Annotated in this window: 21 protein-coding genes; 14 read left to right on the top strand and 7 right to left on the bottom strand. The window is 75.0% G+C overall.

The genetic code is table 11. From position 1 onward, the window contains the following. Nucleotides 1–9 precede the first annotated feature (9 nt). The 5 genes from ASF47_RS13665 (at nucleotide 10) to ASF47_RS13650 (ending at nucleotide 2380) form a co-directional block, all read left to right on the top strand. Entirely contained in the window at nucleotides 10–585 is a 576-nt protein-coding gene (locus tag ASF47_RS13665) for a hypothetical protein (protein ID WP_056864442.1), read from the top strand. A gap of 86 nt (nucleotides 586–671) precedes the next feature. Continuing rightward, nucleotides 672–1088: a hypothetical protein gene (locus ASF47_RS13660; RefSeq protein ID WP_156697892.1), complete on the top strand. Its 417-nt coding sequence runs from the start codon at nucleotides 672–674 to the stop codon at nucleotides 1086–1088. Continuing rightward, nucleotides 1085–1531, top strand: a complete 447-nt coding sequence (locus ASF47_RS21910; RefSeq protein ID WP_235558761.1) for a DUF6314 family protein — start codon at nucleotides 1085–1087, stop codon at nucleotides 1529–1531. Before ASF47_RS13660 ends, ASF47_RS21910 begins: the two co-directional genes overlap by 4 nt. Before the next feature lie 183 nt (nucleotides 1532–1714). After that, entirely contained in the window at nucleotides 1715–1876 is a 162-nt protein-coding gene (locus ASF47_RS21585) for a hypothetical protein (protein WP_165699043.1), read from the top strand. 177 nt (nucleotides 1877–2053) lie between these two features. Beyond that, nucleotides 2054–2380 (top strand): hypothetical protein, encoded by a 327-nt coding sequence (locus ASF47_RS13650; protein ID WP_056864439.1) that lies wholly within the window; start codon nucleotides 2054–2056, stop codon nucleotides 2378–2380. A gap of 39 nt (nucleotides 2381–2419) precedes the next feature. On the opposite strand, the gene ASF47_RS13645 is transcribed toward ASF47_RS13650, so the two are convergent. Then, the gene (locus ASF47_RS13645) at nucleotides 2420–4093 is read right to left on the bottom strand and encodes an alkaline phosphatase D family protein (RefSeq protein ID WP_056864438.1); all 1674 of its coding nucleotides are present in this window, start codon (nucleotides 4091–4093) and stop codon (nucleotides 2420–2422) included. A gap of 131 nt (nucleotides 4094–4224) precedes the next feature. Beyond that, complete coding sequence (locus tag ASF47_RS13640; protein ID WP_056864437.1) at nucleotides 4225–5256, bottom strand: zinc-dependent alcohol dehydrogenase family protein; 1032 nt, start codon at nucleotides 5254–5256, stop codon at nucleotides 4225–4227. 103 nt (nucleotides 5257–5359) lie between these two features. On the opposite strand from ASF47_RS13640, the gene ASF47_RS13635 reads away from it, so the two are divergent. Then, nucleotides 5360–6886, top strand: a complete 1527-nt coding sequence (locus ASF47_RS13635; protein WP_056864692.1) for a helix-turn-helix domain-containing protein — start codon at nucleotides 5360–5362, stop codon at nucleotides 6884–6886. 175 nt (nucleotides 6887–7061) lie between these two features. On the opposite strand, the gene ASF47_RS13630 is transcribed toward ASF47_RS13635, so the two are convergent. Further along, the gene (locus ASF47_RS13630) at nucleotides 7062–10196 is read right to left on the bottom strand and encodes a crotonase/enoyl-CoA hydratase family protein (RefSeq protein ID WP_082500287.1); all 3135 of its coding nucleotides are present in this window, start codon (nucleotides 10194–10196) and stop codon (nucleotides 7062–7064) included. A 58-nt stretch (nucleotides 10197–10254) separates the two neighbouring features. Between ASF47_RS13630 and ASF47_RS13625 the strand changes: the two genes are divergently transcribed. From ASF47_RS13625 to ASF47_RS13610, 4 genes are all read left to right on the top strand, one after another. Then, nucleotides 10255–10950: a TetR/AcrR family transcriptional regulator gene (locus ASF47_RS13625; RefSeq protein WP_056864436.1), complete on the top strand. Its 696-nt coding sequence runs from the start codon at nucleotides 10255–10257 to the stop codon at nucleotides 10948–10950. A gap of 106 nt (nucleotides 10951–11056) precedes the next feature. Then, complete coding sequence (locus ASF47_RS13620) at nucleotides 11057–11926, top strand: glycerophosphodiester phosphodiesterase (protein WP_321163133.1); 870 nt, start codon at nucleotides 11057–11059, stop codon at nucleotides 11924–11926. Then, the gene (locus ASF47_RS13615) at nucleotides 11923–13344 is read left to right on the top strand and encodes an MFS transporter (protein WP_082500286.1); all 1422 of its coding nucleotides are present in this window, start codon (nucleotides 11923–11925) and stop codon (nucleotides 13342–13344) included. Before ASF47_RS13620 ends, ASF47_RS13615 begins: the two co-directional genes overlap by 4 nt. Before the next feature lie 224 nt (nucleotides 13345–13568). After that, nucleotides 13569–13955, top strand: coding sequence for an RNA polymerase-binding protein RbpA (locus tag ASF47_RS13610; protein WP_056864435.1), 387 nt, complete (start codon nucleotides 13569–13571; stop codon nucleotides 13953–13955). 44 nt (nucleotides 13956–13999) lie between these two features. Here ASF47_RS13610 and ASF47_RS13605 read toward each other — a convergent pair whose 3' ends face one another. The 4 genes from ASF47_RS13605 to ASF47_RS13590 form a co-directional block, all read right to left on the bottom strand. Further along, a complete protein-coding gene (locus tag ASF47_RS13605; RefSeq protein WP_082500285.1) occupies nucleotides 14000–14563 on the bottom strand; it encodes an FxsA family protein in 564 nt (187 codons plus the stop codon). After that, complete coding sequence (locus ASF47_RS13600) at nucleotides 14560–15372, bottom strand: polyprenol monophosphomannose synthase (RefSeq protein WP_056864434.1); 813 nt, start codon at nucleotides 15370–15372, stop codon at nucleotides 14560–14562. Before ASF47_RS13600 ends, ASF47_RS13605 begins: the two co-directional genes overlap by 4 nt. Continuing rightward, on the bottom strand, nucleotides 15369–16949 hold the full coding sequence (gene lnt, locus ASF47_RS13595; protein WP_156697890.1) for an apolipoprotein N-acyltransferase: 1581 nt from the start codon (nucleotides 16947–16949) through the stop codon (nucleotides 15369–15371). Before lnt ends, ASF47_RS13600 begins: the two co-directional genes overlap by 4 nt. A gap of 355 nt (nucleotides 16950–17304) precedes the next feature. Next, a complete protein-coding gene (locus ASF47_RS13590) occupies nucleotides 17305–17940 on the bottom strand; it encodes a TetR/AcrR family transcriptional regulator (protein WP_056864433.1) in 636 nt (211 codons plus the stop codon). Nucleotides 17941–18019: 79 nt separating this feature from the next. Here ASF47_RS13590 and ASF47_RS13585 point away from each other — a divergent pair, with 79 nt between their 5' ends. From ASF47_RS13585 to ASF47_RS13570, 4 genes are read left to right on the top strand one after another with little or no spacing between them, the layout of a single operon-like run. Further along, nucleotides 18020–18766: an enoyl-CoA hydratase/isomerase family protein gene (locus ASF47_RS13585; RefSeq protein WP_056864432.1), complete on the top strand. Its 747-nt coding sequence runs from the start codon at nucleotides 18020–18022 to the stop codon at nucleotides 18764–18766. Then, entirely contained in the window at nucleotides 18759–20294 is a 1536-nt protein-coding gene (locus tag ASF47_RS13580) for an AMP-binding protein (protein ID WP_235558745.1), read from the top strand. Before ASF47_RS13585 ends, ASF47_RS13580 begins: the two co-directional genes overlap by 8 nt. Beyond that, the gene (locus ASF47_RS13575) at nucleotides 20291–21922 is read left to right on the top strand and encodes an amidohydrolase (RefSeq protein ID WP_200919068.1); all 1632 of its coding nucleotides are present in this window, start codon (nucleotides 20291–20293) and stop codon (nucleotides 21920–21922) included. Before ASF47_RS13580 ends, ASF47_RS13575 begins: the two co-directional genes overlap by 4 nt. Beyond that, on the top strand, nucleotides 21919–22593 hold the full coding sequence (locus tag ASF47_RS13570; protein WP_162242280.1) for a GNAT family N-acetyltransferase: 675 nt from the start codon (nucleotides 21919–21921) through the stop codon (nucleotides 22591–22593). The genes ASF47_RS13575 and ASF47_RS13570 overlap by 4 nt, the downstream gene beginning before the upstream one ends. The last annotated feature ends 44 nt before the right edge of the window (nucleotides 22594–22637 follow it).

The following is a 22637-nucleotide window of genomic DNA, read 5'->3' as shown; positions in this document are numbered from 1 at the left end:
GATGGCGCCGTGATCCCCCTCGTGGCCGGCCTCAGCACGACCCAGCTCGTCGCGCTGATCGTCGTCCTGCTCATCGCGCTCGCCGTCGTCTCGGCCGTCGTGACCCGCTTCCTGGTGCGGCGCGGGCTGCGCACGCCCTTCGCGATCCGCCAGATCAACAAGGGCCGCGACAAGGTGGTCTCGATGGTTAAGCGCCCGATCACGATCATGGTGCTCGACGAGGTCGCCGACGTCATCCAGACCGGTCACTACACCAAGAACATCTCCGACGCCCTGCTCGAGAACCACGACGAGCTCAAGGCCCTCGTCACCGAGAAGGTCCGCCACGACCCGACCTCCCGGCTCATCGGACGCCTGCCCGGCTACGACCTCGTGGTCTCCGAGGTCACCGAGACCACGCTGCGGGTGCTGATCGAGATGCTCGGCGACCCCCGGATGGACGAGCTGGTCTCCGACCTGCTGCGCAACAACCTGCAGCAGATCAAGCTCGCCGTGCGCGAGCGGCAGAACGAGCTGCTCCCGCCCCCGCCTCCGCCCGATCCCTCGCCCCACCTGGCCCACCGGCGGCGGCGCACGCCCGGCTAGGATCGGCCCCAGCAGCACCCCGCACGAGCGCAGCCCGGCTGCACGCACCACCCCCGATCGAACTCCGAGCAGAGAGCGGCCCGACCGTGTCCCTTCCCGTGTCCCGGCCCGAGGCGTCGACCCCGGCCACCCCCGAGACCGTCACGCAGCAGCCCTACGTCGCTCCCCCGCCGGTCGCCGGCCCGCTCGGCTGGGCCCTGGCGCTCGGCGCCGCGACGGCGCTCCTGCTCTCCAGCTGGATGCTCTACTCCACCGACACCCCCGACGGCATGTGGTCGGGCTACATCTCGCAGTCCTTCGCGCTGGTGATCATCCTCGCGGCGCTCTCTCTCAAGGTCGACCTCCCGGCCGCGCCCGCCATCGGCGTGCTCTTCCTGTGCGGCATCGGCCTGGTGCTGGTCGGCATCTTCGCCAACAGCTCGACGACCGTCATGGTCAGCGACCTGTCGGCCGGCATCGTCGTGCTGATCGCCGCGACGCTGCGCACCACCCAGAGCCGCTGACGCCGGCTCCCCCGCCCGGCCGGTCGACCCCGGCCGGGCCGCTCGACCTGCTGGGCACGTGGTCGGTCGAGCGCGACATCGACGACCGCCACGACGGGCTGCGCCGCAGCGTGGTGGGGCTCGCCGAGCTCAGCCTCCTCGGCGACGGCCGCGTGAGGTGGCACGAGCACGGCACCATGTCCTGGCCAGGCACGAGCGTGCCCGTCTCCCGCACCCTCTACGTCGAGCCCCGCGACCAGGGCTGGTGGGTCACCTTCGAGGACGGACGCGACTTCCACCCCTGGGAGCCCGGCGTGCAGGTCGACCACCCCTGCGGGCGCGACCACTACCGCGGGCTGCTCGAGCCCGGCTCCCCGGCCGGCGGCTGGACCATCACCTGGGAGGTCCGAGGCCCGGCGAAGGACTACACGATGGTCGCCGCGCACCGCCCGCTGCACGGCTGATCCGACGGCCCGGCGCCACACGTGGTCACAGGTGACCACGGCGCATGGCCCGTCTGGGCCAGGCCTCCCCCGCTCCGTCCGGACAGTCTTCGCGACGCGCGTGTCGTTCACCTCACATCGGCCCCCCGGTGTCCGTACGGTCAGGGGACGGATCCCGGACCGACGCCGAGAGGAGGAACCGCCATGTGGGACACCACCCACGCCACCGACACGCACCTGTCGCACGACATGCCGTGCCTGCGCTGCGGCCACGCCGTGCACACCTTCCTGGCCTGCGGCGACAGCTGCTCCTGCGAGCCCGTCGTCATGCCGGGCACCCCCGTGCGCACCGCCCGCGTCGCCTGACCCCGCAGGCCGGCCACGAGGCCCGCTCCGGTGGTTGAGGAGCGAGCGCCAGCGAGCGTCTCGAAGCCACCACCCGGCCATGGCGGTCGTGGAGGAGCGCCTCGGCACCAGCCGCCTTCGCACGCACGTTCTGTCATCCTGGTGCGCGACCGAGTCACCGACCCGCGAGGACCAGCCGTGCCCCCACGCCCCGAGGTCGTGTGCCTCTGCGGCTCCCTCCGCTTCGCCGAGGAGCTGGCCGAGGCGACGCGCGTGCTCACCCTCGCCGGGGCGATCGTGCTCGCGCCGGTCGTGCTCGACCGGCCGTCGGACCTGTCCATCACCGACGAGCCCGTGAGCGAGGAGCAGCGCACCGCGCTCGGTGAGCTCCACCTGCGCCGCATCGACCTGGCCGACAGGGTCCCGGTCGTCGCCCCCGGTGGACACCTCGGCGAGTCCACCCGCCGGGAGGTCGCCTACGCCCGTGCCCAGGGCAAGCCCGTCGCCTTCGCCGGGCCCGCCTGAGCGGGCTCCCCCCTCCCCGGGGTCGACCCGCCGCGCGGCTCAGACGTCGACCGAGGACACCGCGCGCCAGACCGGCCGGTCGTGATCGCCGTCGCGGACCTCGCCGGTCGACCACGTGATCGCCAGCCCGCCGGGTCGCACGTCGAGGGTGGCCAGCAGGTTGGTGAACCACGGCCCGTCGGTGACCTCCCAGTGCAGCGGCGAGCGCAGGGTGCGCCGCCCCATGACCCAGCCCCGCGGGCGGGCCTTGCCGCGCACGCCCAGCGAGAAGGCCAGCCGCATCACCGTGGGCAGCGGGTTGCGGATGGGCGAGCACACCGCCTGCACGATCCGGCTGCGCGCCTCCACCCCGGCCCTCGGGTCGGGCCAGGCGCGGGCGAGGTAGCTGTGGTGCACGTCGCCGCTGAGGAAGGTGACGGTGATCGGGGCTCGGCCCCGCTCGCCGGCGGCCACCTCGCGCGCCATCAGACCGACCTTGCGGAAGCCGTCCTGGAAGGCGGCCCAGTGCTCGATGTCGACGGCGCGGCGCAGCTTCTCGGCGAGTCGCGCGACGTGCTTGCCCCACACACCCTCCGCGACCGCCTCCACGACGGCCTCGGTGTGGTGCAGGCCGGGGGCCATGAGGAACGGCAGCGAGGTGCCGATGAGCAGGTGGTCGACGTCGCCGCGCATCTGCGAGTCGAGCCACGCCATCTCCTCGTCGTCGATGATCGAGCGCAGCTGGGGCTCCAGCACGCGGGCGGCGCGGGAGTCGACGACGACCAGGCGCGCCTGGGTGTCGAAGGTCCGGGCGTAGCTCCACCGGTAGGTGGTGGGCTCGCGGTCGGCGAGGTCGGCCAGCTCGTCGAGGGTCTGGGTGAGGTCGAGCTCCTCGGGGCCCTCGTGGCCGGCCACGAGCTGCCACACCCGGTCCTCGGCGCGACCGGCGGCGTCGAGGTTGCCCAGGTGCTGGTAGACCCAGTAGGAGGCGAGCCCGCCGACGATGCGGCCCTTCCACCACGAGGTGGCCTCCATGTCGCGTCGCCAGGTCACCGAGGTGTTCCAGTCGTCGCGGATGTCGTGGTCGTCGAAGATCATCGCGCTGGGCACGGTCGAGAGCAGCCAGCGGTTGGCGGGGTCGCTCCAGGCGAGGCGGTAGAGCTCGGCGTACTCCTCGTAGTCCTGCAGCTCCCAGCCCGGGTCCTGGTCGGGGTCGCGCCGTGCGGCGATGAAGTCGCGCATCGACTCCGAGGTCTCGTCGGCGTAGACCTGGTCGCCCAGGAACATCATGAGGTCGGGCCGTCGCTGCTCGGGGTGACGGATCAGGTGCAGGCCGAAGGTGCGCAGCGAGTCGACGCCGAAGCTCTCGTGGTGCTCCTCGTCGTGGGGCACCGCGACGCGGCACGACCCGAAGAGCAGGTGCAGCGGACGCCCGGCCAGCAGGGTCCCGATGACCGAGTCCTCCTGGGGCGTCTCCGGCGGGGGCCAGACCTCGGCGCCGTCGAGGGAGACGGTGTAGGCCGAGCGCGAACCCGGCTGGAGGCCGGTGAGCTCGACGAGCGCGTAGTGGTGCCCGTGCACCCGCCAGGTGCGGGCCTGCGCGCTCGGGCCCGCTCCCCCGCCCTCGGCGGTGGTGCTGACCGTGACCGACGTGGCGTCGGAGGTCTCCACCCAGATCGTCGCCGACGTCTCGTCGACGTGGCGCAGCAACGGTCCCAGCACCAGCTCGGTCATGCGTCCTCCCACCGGTCCGTGCGGACCTCTCCCGCGGGCACGCTACTCGCGGCCGACGGCGCCGGGCCCACCCGTGTGGGCCCGGCCGCTGCCGGGGCGCGCGGCGGCGCGCCCCGGTCCCTCCGGTGCCCTCAGGGCTGCAGCAGCACCTTGGTGGCGCGGCGCTCGTCCATGGCGGCGTAGCCCTCGGCGACCTGGTCCATCGGCAGGGTCAGGTCGAAGACCAGCCCCGGGTCGATGCGGCCGGCCAGCACGTGGTCGAGCAGCTCGGGCAGGTAGCGGCGCACGGGGGCCATGCCGCCGGCGAGGCCGACGTTGTGGGAGAACATCCGCCGGATCGGCAGCTCGACGCCGTGCGGTACGCCGACGAAGCCGACCGTCGAGCCGGGGCGGGCGACCGTGAACGCGGTGCGCATGGCCTGGTCGGTGCCGACGCACTCCAGGACCGCGTCGGCCCCGACGCCCCCGGTGATCTCCATGACCTCGGCCTCGCCCTCCTCGCCGCGCGTGGCCACCACGTGCGTGGCGCCGAAGTCGCGGGCGATGCGCTGGCGCGACTCGTGGCGCGACATGACCACGACCTTCTCGGCGCCCATCATCGAGGCCGCGAGCACACCGCACAGGCCGACGGCCCCGTCGCCCACGACCACGGCCGTGCCGCCCTCGGCGACGCCCGCGCTCACCGCGGCGTGCCAGCCGGTGGGCATGACGTCGGAGAGGGCCATCAGCGAGGGCACCAGGGCGGGATCGGGGCGGCCGTCGCCGAGCACGCCGTCGACGCGCACGAGGCTGCCGTCGGCGTGGCCGACCCGGGCCAGCTCGCCCTGGCCGCTCTGGGTGATGGAGAGGTCGACGCAGGCCGACTGCATGCCGGCGCGGCAGTGGGCGCAGGTGTTGTCGCAGTGGTCGAAGGGCACGACGACGAAGTCGCCGACGCGGATCTGGGAGACCGAGGAGCCGACCTCCTCGACGACGCCGATGCACTCGTGGCCGATGGTGGAGCCGGCCTTGATCGGGTTCTCGCCCCGGTAGGGCCACAGGTCGGAGCCGCAGATGCAGGCGGTGGTGACACGGACGACGGCGTCGGTGGGCTGCTCGACGCGTGCGTCGGGCACCTCCTCGAAGCGGATGTCGCGGGCAGCGTGGATGGTGGTGGCCTTCATGGTGCCGATCCTGGCACGCCCTCCCCGACCGCCCGGACCGGCCCGACACGCGCGGGTCACGGAGGATGCGGCGCTATCTCACATGTGAGTTACCGTGGACGGCATGAGCGAGGGATACAAGGGTCGGATCGGCAACCTCATCCGCGACGCCCGCAAGCACCGAGGCCTCACCCAGCACCAGCTGGCCGAGCTGCTCTCCACCAGTCAGAGCGCGATCAACCGCATCGAGAAGGGCCACCAGAACCTCTCCCTGGAGATGCTGGCCCGCATCGGCGCTGCGCTCGACTCCGAGATCGTGGCCCTCGGCGCCGGTCCGACGCACCTGCGCGTGAGCGGTCCGACCACGCTGACCGGCAGCATCGAGGTGAAGACCTCCAAGAACGCCGGCGTCGCGCTGCTGTGCGCCTCGCTGCTCAACCGCGGGCGCACGACGCTGCGGAAGGTCGCCCGCATCGAGGAGGTCAACCGTCTGCTGGAGGTGCTCGGCAGCCTCGGGGTGCAGACCCGCTGGCTCAACGCCGACAACGACCTGGAGATCATCCCGCCCAAGGAGCTGCGCCTCGACGCGGTCGACGAGACCGCGGCGCGGCGTACGCGCTCGGTCATCATGTTCCTGGGTCCGCTGCTGCACCGCGCCGACGCCTTCGAGCTGCCCTACGCCGGCGGCTGCAACCTCGGCACGCGCACCGTCGAGCCGCACATGGCCGCGCTGCGGCCCTTCGGCCTAGAGGTCAAGGCGACCGACGGGATGTACCACGCCCAGGTCAACCGGGCCATCGAGCCGGGCCGCCCGATCGTGCTCACCGAGCGCGGCGACACCGTCACCGAGAACGCCCTCATGGCCGCCGCGCTGCACCCGGGCACCACGGTGATCCGCAACGCCTCGTCGAACTACATGGTCCAGGACCTCTGCTTCTACCTCCAGCGCCTCGGCGTCACCGTCGAGGGCGTCGGCACCACGACGCTGACCGTCACCGGTTGCGAGGTCATCGACGTCGACGTCGACTACGCCCCGGCCGAGGACCCGATCGAGGCCATGTCGCTGCTGGCCGCCGCGATCGTCACGAAGTCCTCGATCACGATCCAGCGCGTGCCGATCGAGTTCCTCGAGATCGAGCTGGCCACGCTGGAGGAGATGGGCTTCCGCTACGACCGCACCGAGGAGTACGTCGCGCGCAACGGCCACACCCGGCTGGTCGACCTCACCACCCACGCCTCCGACCTGCACGCGCCGCTGGACAAGATCCACCCGATGCCGTTCCCCGGCCTCAACATCGACAACCTGCCGTTCTTCGCCGTCATCGCCGCGGTGGCGACGGGCCAGACGCTGCTGCACGACTGGGTCTACGAGAACCGCGCGATCTACCTCACCGAGCTGACCAAGCTCGGCGCCTCGGTCAAGCTGCTCGACCCCCACCGCGTGATGATCGAGGGGCCGACGCACTTCTCCGGCACCGAGATCGTCTGCCCGCCGGCGCTGCGCCCGGCCGTGGTGATCCTGCTGGCGATGCTGGCCTCGAAGGGCACCTCCGTGCTGCGCTCGACCTACGTCATCCACCGCGGCTACGAGGACCTCGCCGAGCGCCTCAACACCCTCGGCGCCTCGATCGAGACCTTCCGCGACATCTGAGGTCGGGCCGCGCCCGGCGGTGCGGGTGTCACCAGCCGGCCGGTGAAACCCGCACCCGTCGGCCCACGCACGGGCCGACAGGTGCGGGTCCGGGCCGACAGCTCCGCCTCCGGCCGTACGACGGGCACGCGCGGCACGGGTGCGCCCGCGGCCCCGGCAGGGGCGGCGACCGGGGTCAGCGACCCCGCCACACCGGGTCGCGACGCTCGGCGAAGGCCTCGACGCCCTCGCGGGCGTCGTCGGAGAGCAGCACCGCCGAGGCCAGCTCGCCCTGCCGCTCGAAGGCCTCGACGGGCGCCCAGCCCGGTGACTCGTCGACGACCCGCTTGCCCAGCGCGACGCTGAGCGGTGCGTTGCCGGCGATCCGCGCGGCCAGGGCGACGGCCTCCTCGAGGGCGTCGCCCGGCGCCACGAGCCGGTTGACCAGGCCAAGGGCGTGCAGGCGCGGCGCGTCGACGGGCTCGCCCAGGAGCACCAGCTCCATGGCGACGTTGCGTGGCAGCCGCTCGCGGGCGCGCACCATGCCGCCGGCGGCGGCCACCAGCCCGCGGCGGGCCTCGGGCAGCCCGAAGGTCGCGTCCTGCGCGGCCACGACGAGGTCGGCGGCGAGCACGAGCTCGCAGCCCCCGGCGAGCGCCGCACCCTCCACCGCCACCACGAGGGGCGTCGTGGGCGGTCGGCCGGTCAGCCCGAGGGGCCCGCGCCCGGCGGTCACCGGCAGCTCGCCGCGGGCGGCGGCCCGCAGGTCCATGCCCGCGCAGAAGGTGCCGCCCGCTCCGGTGAGCACGATGGCCCGCACGCCCGGGTCGGCCTCGGCGTCGTCGACGGCCTGCTCGAGGGCCTCGGCGGTGCGGGCGTCGACGGCGTTGCGCACCTCCGGGCGGTCGAGCGTCACGACCAGCACGGCGCCGCGGCGCTCGGTGCGCACCGGAGGTCGCGGCGCCGCGGGCATCGGGGCCGGCGTCGAGCCCGGGCGCCCGGGGGCGGTCACCACGAGACGCTCCTCCCCGCTCCCGCTCCCGCTCCCGCCGCCGACGGCGACCTCGACCTCCGCGCCGAGCAGCACGTCGTCGAGCATCGCCGCGACGAGCGCGGGGTCCTCGCTGCGCACCAGCACCCGCTCCCCCGCCGGCGTGAGCAGGCTGGCCACGACGGCCTCGGGCTCCCCGGAGCGGTCGTAGGGCACCGTGGCGGCCTCGACGACGGCTGGTCCGGCGTAGGAGGCGAGCACGGGGCGCCGGGGCGGCCGGTCCACCACCGGGCGCAGGTGGGCGAAGGTGCGCTCGGGCGGGGTGGCGGAGTAGAGGCCGAGGGCGTGCTTGGTGGCGTACCAGCCCAGCGAGGTGCTGAGCCCGAGCGCCCCCGGGCGGGCCCGCAGCAGCGGCACCATCGTGGCGACGGCGTGGCTGCCGTAGTTGTTGCCGGGGCCGCCGGCGAAGGTGAGCCCACCGGTGACCGTCAGGGGTCGGGCGGGGTCGTCGAGCGGCAGTCCGAGCGCGTCGGCCGCGATCTCGACCGCGGAGGGGAAGCAGGCGTAGAGGTCGACCAGGTCGACGTCCTCGATCGAGGCGCCCGCGTGGGCCAGCGCGGCTGCGCCGATCGCGGCGATCGCGGGCGAGCGCGACAGGTCGTCGCGCTCGGAGACGAACCACTCGTCGTGGGCCGAGGCGCCCGCGTGCACGAAGACCCACCGCTCCTGCGGGACGCCGGCGGCCTCGGCGGCGGCGACGCTGGTCAGCACCGTGCCGGTGGACAGGTCGACCTGCAGGTTGGCGCAGAGCAGCTTGGTGTACGGCGCGCTGATCGCGCGGTTGTCGGGTGAGGGCGTGGCCAGGTCCTCCGCGGCGACCCGGTGCGGCGACCAGGCGTAGGGGTTGGCGGCGGCGACGCCGGAGAAGCGCGACCACAGCCGCGCCACGTGGTCGAGGTGCTCGCCCGCGCTGCGACCCAGGCGCCGGCGCACCGCCGACTCCAGCAGGGCGTAGACGTAGACGGGCGCGCCGAGGCCCACCCCGGTCTCCGTCTCGGTGTTGGCGACGCGGTCGACGCCGACGGTGCGGGTGGGGGCGGTGCCCTTGGGCTGGCGGGGCCAGTCGAGCTCGATCCCCAGCGCCTGCGCCCGCGAGACCGTGGCGCCCGCCTCCGCGCCGGCGAGCAGCACGACGTGCGCGCGACCCTCGGCCACGGCCTCGGCGGCGTCGTTGACGACCAGCTGGCCGCCGTCGCCGCCGAAGGGGCTCGACTGCACGGTCGCGACCGGAGTCGCGCCGACGCCGGCGGCCACGAGGGCGGCCTGGTCGGCGTAGGTCCACGACGCGCTGGGCACGGCGTAGACGTGGTCGGCGGCGGCGAGCAGGTCGAGCGCCGCGCCGGCGTCCTCGGCGGCGAGCCGCAGCGCCTCGACGGCCAGCGCGACGGGGTCGCGGTCGGGCCGGGCCGCCGGGTCGGGGTCGCGCTGCACGACCTGCCCCACGCCCACGATCACCGGGGTGCTCGCCTCGAGCATCCGGCCCGAGGCCCGGTGGAGCACGGGGGCGGAGCCGACCCGCAGCCGCGGGCCCGCCGGTGCCGCACCGCTGAGCGCCTCGGAGAGCGCCACCAGCGAGGAGGCGAGGGCGGCCTCGACGCTGCGGGTGCCGGTCGTGCCGACGGGGCCGCGCAGGGGTGCGCCGTCGAGACCGGCGTCGAGCCTCACCACGCTGCCGCCGTCGGTCGGCGCGACGCGCAGCCACAGCGCGAGGGTGATGCCCATCGGACCGGTGCCGCGCAGGGCCAGGCCGTGCTCGTCGGCCGCCTCCACCCGCCAGCGCGCCTCGGCGGGGATGTCCATGAGCAGGATCTGCTGGCGCAGGGTGTCGCCCTCGGCCAGCACCTCCGGCACGTCGCCGCGGTAGGCGGCGTGCAGGGTCAGCCACGAGGCGAGCGCTCCGGTGGAGTGCATCTGCTCGACCACCGCCGCTGCGGGCGACGCCACCGACCGGGCCGCGCCCACGCGCCGCGCGAACCCGTCGAGCCCCGCGGGTGCGGGCATCGCGGCGTCGGGGTCGAGCACGCCGTGCTCGCCCGGCCCCGCGCCCTCCTCCGGCCCGCTGCGCGCGGAGCCGGCCAGCCCCACCCGCGCGGCGAGGCCCTCGCCCACCCCGGCGGCCAGGCCGCGCACCAGCCCCGGGGTCCGCGCGAGCGCCACCGCTCCCCGCGCCCCCGCCGTCGTACGCCGCACCGCGCGCGCCACCCGGTCGGCGGGGGCGGGCGCGCGGCCGGGGGCGGCGGGTCGGGCGGGGTCGGTCGCCGCGGAGGGCTCGTGGTCCATGGGCCCAACATACCGTCGGCCCGGACTGTTTGTGCGCCAGGGCCGTTAGCCTGGCCCGATGACCGCGACCCGCCCGTCACACCCCCGGCGCAGCCAGGCCGAGCGCAGCGCGGCGACCCGGACCCGGGTGCTCGACGCGACCGTGGTCTCGCTGCTGGAGAAGGGCCACGCCGCCACCACGCTGGCCGAGGTGCAGCAGCGCGCCGGTCTGGCCCGCGGCACGCTGCTGCACCACTTCCCCACCCGGGCGGCGCTGATGGTGGCGGTCGTCGAGGAGGTCGCCGCCCGGCGCCTCGGGGTGCTCGGTGAGCGGGCCGGCACGAGCACCAGCACCGGCACCAGGGCCGACACGCAGGCCGGCACGCAGGCCGGCACGCAGGCCGACATGCAGGCCGGCACGCGGACCGGCTGGGACGCGGCGGTCGACCTCGTGCAGGCCGACCTGGCCGACCCCGTCTTCCTGGCCGTCCTGGAGCTGTGGGTGGCCGCGCGCACCGACCCCGACCTCAGGTCGGTGCTGGGCCCGGTCGAGCGCCGGGTCTTCGCCACGGTGCACGCCACCGTGGCGGAGGTCGTCGGCGACGAGGACCCCCGCGTCGCGACCCTCGTGCAGTTCACCGTCGACCTGCTCACCGGCGCCGCCATGACCCGGCTGGTCGACCCCGGTGGCTCCGCGCAGGCGCGGGTCGTGGAGCGGTGGCGGCGCGCCCTCCCCGTGCTCCTCGGGCGCGCCGACGCCGACACCTGGCTGTGACCCGCCCCCGACCGGCCCTCATCCGCGCCGGGCCGGCGGCCGACACGCGCGGCGGGCCCCACCCGCCGCTCCCCGGGGCCGGGCGCGGAGGTGCATACTCACGCCCGTGACCCGACGCCCGCGCACCTCGGCCGCACCGCGGGCGTCGCGGGCCGACGCGGTGCCGGCGTACCTGCGGGAGGGCACCACGGGCGCCGGGCCGACGCGACCGGTGCTGGCCTTCGCCCACCGCGGCGGTGCCTTCCACCCCGAGATCGAGGGGCTGGAGAACACGCTGGCGGCCTTCCGCCACGCCGCCGACCTCGGCTACCGCTACCTCGAGACCGACGTGCACGTGACCCGTGACGGCGTCCTGCTGGCCTTCCACGACAGCGTGCTCGACCGGGTCAGCGACCAGCGCGGCGCGATCTCCTCGCTCAGCCTGGCCGAGGTCCGACGAGCCCGGGTCGGCGGCCGGGAGCAGGTGCCGACCCTGGCCGAGCTCTTCGACGCCCTGCCCGGGGCCCGCTTCAACGTCGACCTCAAGTCCGACGGCGCCGTGGCGGCCCTCGCCGACTTCATCGCCGCGCGCGAGGCGTGGGACCGGCTGCTGGTGGGCTCGTTCTCCCCGCGACGGCTGGGGCGGTTCCGCCGGCTCACCGGCGGGCGCGTGGCCACGTCGGCCCACCCCGTGGAGGTGGCGGTGTGGCGGCTGTGCCCCAGTGCGCGCCTCGCCGACCTGCTCACCGGACGGCGGGTCGCGGCCCTCCAGGTGCCACGGGAGCGGCGGTGGGGCCGCTGGCGGCTGCAGGTCGTGACCCGCTCCGTCGTGCGCCGGGCGCACGCGGCCGGCAAGCACGTGCACGTGTGGGTCGTCGACGACCCCGAGGAGATGACCGCGCTGCTCGACCTCGACGTCGACGGCCTGATGACCGACCGCACCGACGTCCTCCGCGAGGTCCTCGTGGCGGCGGGGCGGTGGAGGGAGCCCGCATGAGCACCGACCCCGAGCAGTCGACCGGCGCCCCGCGCGGGGTCGCCGACCTGCGTCCGCTGGAGCGGCGGCGCGAGCAACGGGCCTGGAGCTGGTACGACTGGGCCAACTCCGCCTTCTACACCTCGGTGCTGACGGTGCTCTTCGCGCCGTACATGATCACCGTCGCCGGGCGGGCCGCCGGCTGCCCCGACCCCGACGAGACCTGCAGCCGCACCGTCTCGCTGCTGGGGCTCGACCTGGCCGCCGGCTCGCTGCCGGCCTACCTGACGACCTTCGCCACCATCGCCAGCGCCTTCGTGCTGCCCGTGGTGGGGGCCTTCGTCGACGGCTCGGCGCACAAGAAGCGCCACATGGCCGGCTTCGCGTGGGCCGGCGCGCTCGCCGGGTCGCTGCTGTTCTTCATGGAGGGCGACGACTGGCAGCTCGGCGCGGTCGCCGTGGTGGCCGCGAGCATCCTCGGCGGCTGCTCGCTCGTGAGCTACTACGCGATCCTCGTCGACATCTCCACCGTCGAGGAGCGCGACCGGGTCTCCTCGCGCGGCTGGGCGTGGGGCTACCTCGGCGGAGGCCTGCTGCTCCTGCTCAACCTCGTCGTCGTGCTGGGCCACGACGCCTTCGGCATCGGCACCGAGCTCGCCGTGCGGCTCTCGATGCTCTCGGCGGCGCTGTGGTGGGCCGGCTTCACGATCGTGCCCTTCGTGCGGCTGCGCGACCACCAGCCCTCCCCCGAGGCGCCGTCGCGCGAGGGCTCCCTCGTGCAGCGCAGCTTCGGGCAGCTGTGGACCACGATGCGCGAGCTGCGCGGCTACCCGATGACCATGACCTTCCTGATCGCCTACCTCTTCTACAACGACGGCATCCAGACCGTCATCGCGAGCGCCTCGACCTACGGCTCCAAGCAGCTCGGTCTCAGCCAGACGGTGCTCATCGCGACCATCCTGATGATCCAGTTCGTCGCCTTCGGCGGCGCGCTGCTCTTCGGCCGGCTGGCCTCCACCCACGGGGCCTACCGCTGCCTGTTGTGGGGCACGGTCGGGTGGATGGCGATCGTCGTCGCCGCCATCGCCCTGCCCGCGGGCGACGTCGGGCTCTTCGTGCTCACCGGAGCCGCCATCGCGGTCGTCATGGGCGGCACCCAGGCGCTGTCGCGCTCGTTCTTCAGCCTGCTCATCCCCCGCGGCCGCGAGGGCGAGTACTTCGCGCTCTACAACGCCGCCGAGCGCGGCACCTCGTGGTTCGGCACGCTGCTCTTCGGCGTGGTCTTCCAGCTCACCGGCTCCTACCGCCCCGCCATCTTCGCCCTCCTGGTGTTCTTCCTGCTGGGCTTCCTGGTGCTGCTGCGCCTCGACCCCCGGCGCGGCATCGAGGAGGCCGGCAACACCGTGCCGGCCTCGCTGCTGCGGCGGGCGACGGCCTGAGGGGCTCGCCCGCCGCCCGGGGGCCGCATCCTGAGAGGCGACTGTGAATCCGCGGGGGTGAGCCGCGTCGCGGTGTTTTCCGGAATTGTCCGGACCTCAGTACCGTTGATCACTTCGTGAGACCGGCATCGCGACGGCCGCTGCGTTCCCGCGGCCCACGGCGACCGTGCCGTGCTTCGGCCTCACGTCAGACCACCCGGGGGACAAAGAACTGGAGGTGCCTCATGGCTGAGCGCACGTTGCGCGGAGCGCGACTCGGAGGACAGAGCTTCGAGGACGAGCGTGGCATCGAGTTCGCGGCCCGCCAGCAGGTCGGCTACCGCTGCCCGCAGGGTCACGGCTTCGAGATCACGATGTCGGTCGAGGCCGAGATCCCGGCGGTGTGGGAGTGCCCGCGCTGCGGCGCCGAGGCGCTGAGCACGTCGGGCATCGAGAAGGAGGTCAAGGCCGAGAAGCCGGTGCGCACCCACTGGGACATGCTGCTCGAGCGCCGCTCTGAGAAGGAGCTCGAGGACATCCTCAAGGAGCGCCTCGAGCTGCTGCGCGGCGGCGAGATCGGCCCGGCCCACCTCCACCGCGCCAACGCCAAGAAGCGCCAGGCCTCCGCCTGACGCCCGCGCGGGTCCGGCCCCGGCCGGACCCCGCGACGCGGCGGCTACTCGTCGTCGACGACCTCGCCCCGGACCACCGGCCCCTGCGGCCCCGGTCCGGGGCGTCGTGCGTCCGGGCGGGGTGCGCCCGGGAAGCCGCCCGGTCCGGCGGGGCCGCCGCCGGCCACACCACCCACCAGGCGTCGCGAGACGAGCGTGGTGAGCACGCCGCGGAAGAGCGGGCGCGTGATCGGCAGGATGAGCAGGATGCCGAAGACGTCGGTCACGAAGCCCGGGCTCAGCATGAGCGTGCCGCCCAGCACCACCAGCCCGCCGTCGGCCAGCTCGCGCGCGGGCATGCGCCCGGCCTCCAGCGTGGTGCGCATCGCCCGCCACGCGCGCGCCCCCTCGCGGCGGATGAGCCATCCCCCGAGGATGCTGTCGAGCACGAGCAGCAGCACGGTCCAGCCCACGCCGATGACCTGGCCGACCTGGATCAGCACGTAGATCTCGACGATCGGCACCACCACGAAGGCGGCCACGAGCAGCAGCGCCCAGGGGCGGCGCCGGCCGGCGGCCGGGCTGCCGGGTCGCCGGCCGGGCCGGGGTGCGTCGTCGGGCTGGCTCACGGGCGTCCCGCCCCGCTGCGCGCGCGGTGCGAGCGGCCCGACCCGGCGGTGCGGGCGCGGCGGCGGCGTACGGCCTCGGCGAGCTGGCGGCGCCGCTCGCGCAGGCCCCACTCGGTGACGCGCCGCAGCGACTCCGAGGCCACCGACCCGCTCATCTTGGAGTCGCCGCGCACGCGCTCGACGAACTCGATCGGCACCTCCCGCACCCGCAGGCCCGCCCGCAGCGTGCGGGCGGCGAGGTCGGTCTGGAAGACGTAGCCCGTCGAGGCGACCGTCGACAGGTCGATCTTCTCCAGGGTGGTGCGCCGGAAGACCCGGAAGCCGGCGGTGGCGTCGCGCACCGACATGCCCAGGAGCAGGCGCACGTAGAGGTTGCCCCCGCGCGAGAGCGCCTGGCGGTGCCACGGCCAGTTCACGACCGAGCCGCCGGGCACCCAGCGCGAGCCGATCACCAGGTCGGCCTGCTGGAGCGCGTCGAGGAGGGCACCGAGCTGCTCGGGCTGGTGGGAGCCGTCGGCGTCCATCTCGCCGATGACGTCGTAGCCGGCGCGCAGCGCGACGTCGAAGCCGTGGAGGTAGGCCGCTCCCAGGCCCTCCTTGGCGGTGCGGTGCACGACGCTGACCTGGGGGTCGGCCGCGGCGAGGGCGTCGGCGAGGTCGCCGGTGCCGTCGGGCGAGCCGTCGTCGACGACGAGCACGTCGACGTCGGGCTGCGCCCGGCGCAGCCGCCCGACGATCCAGGCGATGTTCTCGGCCTCGTCGTAGGTCGGGACGACCATGACGACGCGGCCGAGTCCGGCGATGCTCATGCGGGGCCTCGTTCGCTCGAGTGACCGGCGAGCGCGGGCGCGCTCCCGGAGGTGCGGTGCGTGAGTGTGGGTCGACGACGATACGGGACGACGGCCGGCAGGAGTCCGAGGAGCGACGCCAGGATGCACAGCCGGGCCACCCACGGCCCGACCCTGACCCCCGGGGTGACGGTGCTGGTGAGCCCGACCTCCGAGACGAGCACGGCGGTGGTGCGGGGGTCGGCGGTCTCCACGACCTCGCCGGTCGGCGAGACCACCCCCGAGACGCCGTTGGTGGAGGCCACCACCGTCCAGCGCCCGGTCTCGATCGCCCGCAGCCGCGTGATCGCGAACTGCTGGTCGATCTGGTCGGTCTGGATGAAGGTGGCGTTGGAGGTCTGCACGGTGAGCAGCTCCCCGCCGCGGGTCACCTGGGCGTAGATGCCGTCGTCGTAGGCGATGTCGAAGCAGATGGCGTCGGCCACGCTCACCCCGGCGACCTCGAGCGGCTCCACCCGGGTGCCGGCCCGCATGTCGCGCTGGATGCGGGCGAGCTCGCCGAAGTTGAAGTCGAGCAGCTGACGGAAGGGGATGTACTCCCCGTAGGGCACCGGGTGCCACTTGGTGTAGCGCTCCCCCGCCCCGCTGACCGGGTCCCACACGATGCCCTGGTTGAGCACGTGGTCGGGGCCGTCGTCGACCAGCCCGCCGACTACGACCGGCACCCCGATCGCGCCGACCGCCCGCTCGATCCCGGCACGCGTCGTGACGTCGCTGAAGGGGTCGACCGCGGTGGAGTTCTCCGGCCACAGCACGAAGTCGGGACGGGCCGCCTCGCCGCGCGCGACGTCGTCGGCGAGGTCGACGGTGGCCTGCACGTGGTTCTCGGTCACCTGGCGGAAGTCGTAGAGCACGTCGTTGCCCAGCGGTCCGGGCACGTCGCCCTGCACGGCGGCGACGGTGGCGGTGCTCGGGGCCTCGTCGAGCTCGCGCGCCCCCGCGTCGTACGGCGCGAGCGCCGGCACCGCCAGCAGCGCGACCAGGCCCGCCAGTGCTCCGCCCGCCGCGAGCCGGGAGCGGCCCGTGGCCACCACGAGCCAGGCCAGCAGCGCCGAGCCGAGCGCGAGCAGCGCGCTCACGCCGACCATGCCGACCCACGGCAGCGAGGCGGCCACCGGGGTGTCGACGACGGCGAAGGCCAGCCGGCCCCAGGGCATGCCGCTGAAGGGCCAGCCGCTGCGCACGACCTCGGCGGCCACCCAGGCGGCGCCCGCCCACAGTGGCCAGGCGCCTCGTGTGCGCGGCGCGGTGGAGAGCCGTGCCACCGCGGCGCCGAGGGCGGCGTAGAACAGCGCCTCCACCACCGACAGCGCGAGCCAGGCGGGCACGGCGACGGCGCGCATCCACCAGATGTGCACCAGGTAGAAGGACAGCCCGAAGACGAGGCCGACCACCAGCCCGCGCCGCGCCGACAGACCGTGGGCGCAGACGAAGAAGCCGGCCACGGCCAGCGGCAGCACCGCCGGCACCGCGACCGGCTCGAAGGCCAGCGAGAGGGCGACACCGGCGAGGAGGGCGCCCAGGCTCCGGATCAGCACGCGACCACGGTACGGGGCGTGTCCCGGCAGAGGTACGGAAGGATCCCGGCACCCGTCGGTCCAGCCCGGGCGAGACCGGCTGCCGCGGCCGCGCTGTTGTCTAGGGGGACCAGGATCCTTCCGTGCCCACTCCCGCGGAGCGGACCGACCTCCGCGAACAGCGTCGGACAGGTGCGTGGCACCCACACCCTCCGACACGGCCACTCGGACGTCGGTCCGACTCCCGCGATCTGCGCGAGCGGACGGCACACGATGGCTTTCTGCGCGCCCGGGTGTCAACCGAGCGCTGACCTGCGACGACGCGCGTCTGCGCAGGTCAGCGCGGCGCTCTGGATCGTGAAAATCCCCGAGAAATCTAGACCGGACGCGGCGTGTCGCCGTCGACGCGCCGACCCGCTGTGGGATCGGCCCCGAGGAGGGCGCGGGCGAGGTCGACGTACTGCTCCGCGAGGTCGGGCAGCGCCGTCGGCCCGGTCGGGTCGAACCACCGCGCGACCCCGCTGCACATCTCCAGCAGGGCCCGGCGGGCCAGGGCCGGCGAGCTGACGTGGAAGAGCCCCGCCGCGAGCCCGGCGTCGATGGTGTCGTGCCAGACCGCCTCGTAGCGGTCGCGGAGCCCGACCACCTCCGCGCGCACCGGCCCGGTGAGCGCGGCCACCTCACCGTCGACGACCCGGGTCTCCAGCGGGCGCTCGCCGTGGCTGCGCACGTGCAGGCGCACCAGGGCGCACAGCCTCTCCCCCGGGTCGGGCTCCCGGGCGGCCACGGCCTGCGCCTCGGCCAGCAGCCGCTCGAGGCTCTCGCGCATCAGGGCGCCGAGCAGCTCCTCCTTCGACCCCATGTGGTGGTAGAGCGAGGCCGAGGAGAGCCCGGCGCGCTCCGCGAGCTGGCGGATCCCGGTGCCGTGGTAGCCGCGCTCGGCGAAGAGCTCGAGGGCGGCCTCGCGCACGCGCTGCGCCGTCGGGGCCGGTGCGGTCTCCGCGGCTCTCATCCGGCCTCCCGGTGGTGTAGCGTCGGATCCGATCGATCGATCGATCGATGGAGTCCGAGACTAGCAGGAGGCCGCGCCGGTGAGCGTCGACTACACCTACGACGGCACGGTGGCCCAGCTCCACCTGGCCCGCCCCGAGCGGCTCAACGCCGTCGTCCCCGCCCTCACCGACGCCCTCGCCGCCGGGCTGCGGCGCGCCGAGGCCGACGGTGCGCGCGCCGTGGTCCTGGCCGGGCGCGGCCGGGCCTTCTGCGCCGGCCACGACCTCAAGGAGCCCGAGCCGGTCGAGACCGTCCTGGAGACCCGGGCCCGGCTCGAGGCCATCCAGGACGTCACCCGGCTCGTGCGCCGCTTCCCCGGCCCGGTCGTCGCCGCCGTGCACGGCTACGCCCTGGGTGCCGGCGCGGAGTTCGCGCTGGCCTGCGACGTGGTCGTCGCAGCCGAGGACGCCGCCTTCGGCTTCCCCGAGGTCAGCGTCGGCCTCAGCGTCACCGGCGGGGTCTCACGGCTGCTGCCCGTGCTCGTGGGCTGGGCCCGCGCCAAGGAGCTGCTGCTCCTGGGCGAGCGGGTCTCCGGCGCCGAGGCCGCCGCGATGGGCCTGGTCGCCCGCTCCGTGCCCCCGGGCCAGCACGAGGAGGTCGCCCTCGAGATCGCGCGCCGCGTCGCCGCACGGCCGCCGCTGTCGGTGAGCCTGGCCAAGCAGGTGCTCGACCTGGGCCTCGACGCCACGATCGAGGAGGCCATGGCCCGCGAGGTCGACCACGCCGTCCTCACCTCGCTCTCGGGCGAGGGCGAGGCCCCCCGCGAGGAGTTCGTCCGTGGCTGAGGTCGACGCCCCGGGGACGCCCCGGGAGGAGCCGCCGCTGGCCGGGGCCGACCTGCAGGACGCCAGCCTCGCCGACCTCGTCGTGCGGGCCGCGCGCCGCTGGCCCGACCGACCGGCCTGGACCTTCGAGGACGCCGACGGCGGCCTCACCCGGCTCGACTTCGCCGCGGTCGAGGCCCGCACCGCCGCCTGGGCGCAGCAGCTGCGCGAGCGCGGGGTCGGCGCGGGCGACCGCGTCGGCGTGCTGCTGGGCAACACCGCCGACTTCCCGACCGCGTGGCTGGCGCTGGCCCGGCTCGGTGCGGCGATGGTGCCGCTCAACGTCCGCTACCGCAGCGCCGACGCGGGCCACGTGCTCGCCGACGCCGGTGTGCGGCTGGTGCTGGCGTCCCCGGCGTACTCCGCGGTGCTGGCGGGCGTCGAGCCGGCTCCCGAGGTGCTCGACGTCGCCGACCTCGACGCCGGTGCCGCCACCGCGGCGCCCTTCGAGCAGCGGCCGGTCGACCCGGCCGCGACCGCCAACGTGCAGTACACCTCCGGCACCACCGGTCGCCCGAAGGGCTGCCTGCTCCCCCACCGGTACTGGACGACCCTCGCCGGCTCGCTCACCACCGGGTTCCCCCACCTCACCGGCGACGACGTCATGCTCACCGCGCAGCCCTTCCACTACATCGACCCGCAGTGGAACGTCGCGACCGCCCTGCTGGCCGGGGCCCACCTCGTGGCCCTCGACGGCTTCCACCCCTCCACCTTCTTCGCCCGCGTGCGCGCCCACGAGGTGACCTACTTCTACTGCCTGGCCTCGATGCCCGTGCTGCTGCTGCGCATGGACCCCGACCCCGCCGACCGCGACCACCGGGTGCGCGCGGTGCAGTGCTCGGCGATCCCGCCCGGGCGCCACGCCGAGATCGAGGAGCGGTGGGGGGTCGGCTGGCACGAGGCCTTCGGGATGACCGAGACCGGCGCCGACATCCGCGTCGGCGCCGAGGAGCACGACGCGCTGGTCGGCACCGGCTGCCTGGGCCGGCCCGCCGCCCACCGCGAGGTGCGCGTCGACGACGACGGGCAGCTGTGGCTGCGCGGGCCGGGCATGATGGACGGCTACCTCGGACACCCCAGCCCCTTCGACCCCGACGGCTGGTTCCCCACCGGCGACCTGGCCCGCCTCGACGAGCAGGGCCGTGTCTACCTCGCGGGCCGCATGAAGGACATGATCCGCCGCAGCGGGGAGAACGTCGCCGCCCACGAGGTCGAGGACGTGCTCCAGTCGCACCCCGAGGTGCGTCTGGCCGCCGTGCTCGGCGTGCCCGACGAGGTGCGCGGCGAGGAGGTCAAGGCCTACGTCGTGGCGCCCGGCCTCGGTGAGGACGCGCCCGAGGTGCTGCGTGCGTGGTGCGAGGAGCGGCTCGCGGCCTTCAAGGTGCCGCGCTACTGGGAGCTGCGCGCGTCGCTGCCGCTGACCGCCTCCCAGCGCGTCGAGAAGGCCGCGCTGCGCCGCGAGGCCGCCGCTGCCGGGGCCGCCTCGTGAGCCCCGCGCTGCAGGCCGACGTCCTGCTCACCAACGCCCGGGTCCGCACCCTCACCGGCCCCGGTCGCGCCGACGTCGCCTCCCACCTCGCCCTGCTCCACGGTCGGGTGGTGGCCACCGAGGAGGTGCCCGCCCGGCGGGTGGTCGACCTCGGCGGCGCCGTCGTCGTGCCGGGCTTCCACGACGCCCACAACCACATGGCGTGGTACGGCCTCAGCCTGGCCGAGGTCGACCTGCGACTGCCCGACCTCGACGCGCTCTACGCCGCGGTCGCCGAGCGCGCCGCGACCCTGCCCGAGGGCGCCTGGGTGGTCGGAGCCGGCTACGACGAGAACAAGATCGGCGCCCACCCCGACCGCGACGCCCTCGACCGCGCCGCCGGCGGACGACCGGTCTGGCTGCGCCACACCTCCGGCCACATGTGCGTGGTCAACACCCCGCTGCTCGCCGAGCTGGGGCTGGCCGAGGCCGCCCGCGACGTGCCGGGCGGCCTGGTCGTGACCGACGCCGCCGGCCGGCCGACCGGGCTGCTGCAGGAGCAGGCGCAGCAGCTGCTCAACGCGCTGGTGCTGCCCTACCCCGTGGCCACGCTGGTCGACGCGATCGAGCGCGCGGGGCGGGTCTACCTCTCGCAGGGCATCACCTCGGTGGTCGAGGCCGGCGTGGGCGGCGGCTGGATCGGCAAGAGCCCGGTCGAGGTCGCGGCGTACCTCTCCGCGCGCGAGCAGGGCCGCCTGCCCGTGCGGGTGGAGCTGATGGTGGCCGCCGACGCGCTGCACCCGCTCACCGCGCACGTCGACGACGACATGCCGCTCGGCCTCGACCTGGGCGTGCGCACCGGCCTGGGCGACGACCGGCTGCGGCTCGGGCCGGTCAAGGTGTTCTCCGACGGCTCGCTGATCGGCCACACCGCCGCCATGTGCGAGGACTTCTCCGACACCCCCGGCGAGCGGGGCTACCTCCAGGACGACGCCGAGGCGCTGCGCACCCGCATCCTGCAGGCCCACCGCTCGGGGTGGCGCGTGGCCGCCCACGCCATCGGCGACGCCGCCATCGACCTCGTCCTCGACGCCTACGCCGAGGCCCAGGAGCGCTGGCCGCGACCCGACGTGCGCCACCGCATCGAGCACTTCGGGGTCTCGCGGCCCGACCAGGTGCTGCGCGCCGCGGCGCTCGGGGTGGTGCCGGTGCCGCAGGGCCGCTTCGTCGGCGAGATCGGCGACGGCATGCTGCGCGCGCTCGGCCCGGAGCGCTCCGGGTGGGCCTACCGCCACCGCACCCTGCTCGACGCGGGGATCGTGGTGCCCGGCAGCTCCGACCGGCCCGTCGTCGACGGCGCCCCGCTGCTGGGCATGCACGACATGGTCAACCGCCTCACCGACGGCGGGCTGCCCTGCGGGCCCGAGGAGGCGGTGACCGGGCTCGAGGCGCTGGTGTCCTACACCTACGGCTCGGCCCACGCCTCCCGGGTGGAGACCAGCCGCGGCACCCTGGCGCCGGGCATGCTCGCCGACCTCGCCGTCCTGTCGGCCGACCCCGGCGACCCGACCGAGGTCGACCCCGCGCGGCTGCGCGAGGTCGAGGTGCGCGAGACGTGGCTCGGTGGCGAGCGGGTGTGGTCCGCGTGAGCCCCCGTCTGGTCGAGCTGTCGTCCCTGGGGGCGGCGGACGTCGAGGCGGTCCGCGCGATCTACGAGGGCGCCTTCCCCGACGAGCTGCTCGCCCCCTTCGAGGACCTCCTCGTCGACCGGATGCTCGTCTACCTCGCCGGCGAGGACGGCGAGGACGGCGAGGACGGCGAGGACCGCCGGGGCGTGCCCGTCGGGCTGGCCCTGGTGCGCGACCTGGTCGACGCCGCGCCCGCCGGGCGCGGCGACACCGGCTGGACCTTCCTGCGCTACTTCGCCGCCGGGCGGCGCGGGCAGGGCATCGGCTCCGCGCTGTGGGCCGAGCTCACGCGCCGGCTGCGCGCGGAGGGCTGCACCCGGCTGGTCTGGGACGTCGAGGACCCCGACGAGCCGGGTCTGGCGGGTCACCTGGTCGAGGAGCACCGCCGCCGCATCGTCTTCTACGAGCGCCTCGGCGGACGGCTGCGACCGGTGCGCGACTACCTGCCGCCCCACGACGACGGCCACGCCCCGCGGCTGCTGCTCATGGACCAGCCGCTCACCCCGCCCGCCGACGGTCAGGAGGAGGTCGGCCTGCGGGAGCTGGTGGAGACCGTCTACGCGCTGCGCTACGGCGTGCCCGCCGACGACCCCGTCGTACGTCGGACCCTGGCGGCGAGCGGACTGGTCTAGAGGACGACGGCCTCAGCGCCGCGAGACCGAAGATCTTGCGGCGC

Origin of the sequence: Nocardioides sp. Leaf285 (genome assembly GCF_001422955.1) — a bacterium.
In the GTDB taxonomy this organism is placed as follows: domain Bacteria; phylum Actinomycetota; class Actinomycetes; order Propionibacteriales; family Nocardioidaceae; genus Nocardioides; species Nocardioides kribbensis.
This window is presented reverse-complemented; position numbering and strand designations above follow the sequence as displayed.

Coding starts and splice junctions, on each gene's coding strand:
- ASF47_RS21585 (WP_165699043.1), top strand. CDS start 1,715: ATGTGGGACACCACCCACGCCACCGACACGCACCTGTCGCACGACATG.
- ASF47_RS13645 (WP_056864438.1), bottom strand. CDS start 4,093: ATGACCGAGCTGGTGCTGGGACCGTTGCTGCGCCACGTCGACGAGACG.
- ASF47_RS13640 (WP_056864437.1), bottom strand. CDS start 5,256: ATGAAGGCCACCACCATCCACGCTGCCCGCGACATCCGCTTCGAGGAG.
- ASF47_RS13635 (WP_056864692.1), top strand. CDS start 5,360: ATGAGCGAGGGATACAAGGGTCGGATCGGCAACCTCATCCGCGACGCC.
- ASF47_RS13630 (WP_082500287.1), bottom strand. CDS start 10,196: ATGGACCACGAGCCCTCCGCGGCGACCGACCCCGCCCGACCCGCCGCC.
- ASF47_RS13625 (WP_056864436.1), top strand. CDS start 10,255: ATGACCGCGACCCGCCCGTCACACCCCCGGCGCAGCCAGGCCGAGCGC.
- ASF47_RS13615 (WP_082500286.1), top strand. CDS start 11,923: ATGAGCACCGACCCCGAGCAGTCGACCGGCGCCCCGCGCGGGGTCGCC.
- ASF47_RS13610 (WP_056864435.1), top strand. CDS start 13,569: ATGGCTGAGCGCACGTTGCGCGGAGCGCGACTCGGAGGACAGAGCTTC.
- ASF47_RS13600 (WP_056864434.1), bottom strand. CDS start 15,372: ATGAGCATCGCCGGACTCGGCCGCGTCGTCATGGTCGTCCCGACCTAC.
- ASF47_RS13590 (WP_056864433.1), bottom strand. CDS start 17,940: ATGAGAGCCGCGGAGACCGCACCGGCCCCGACGGCGCAGCGCGTGCGC.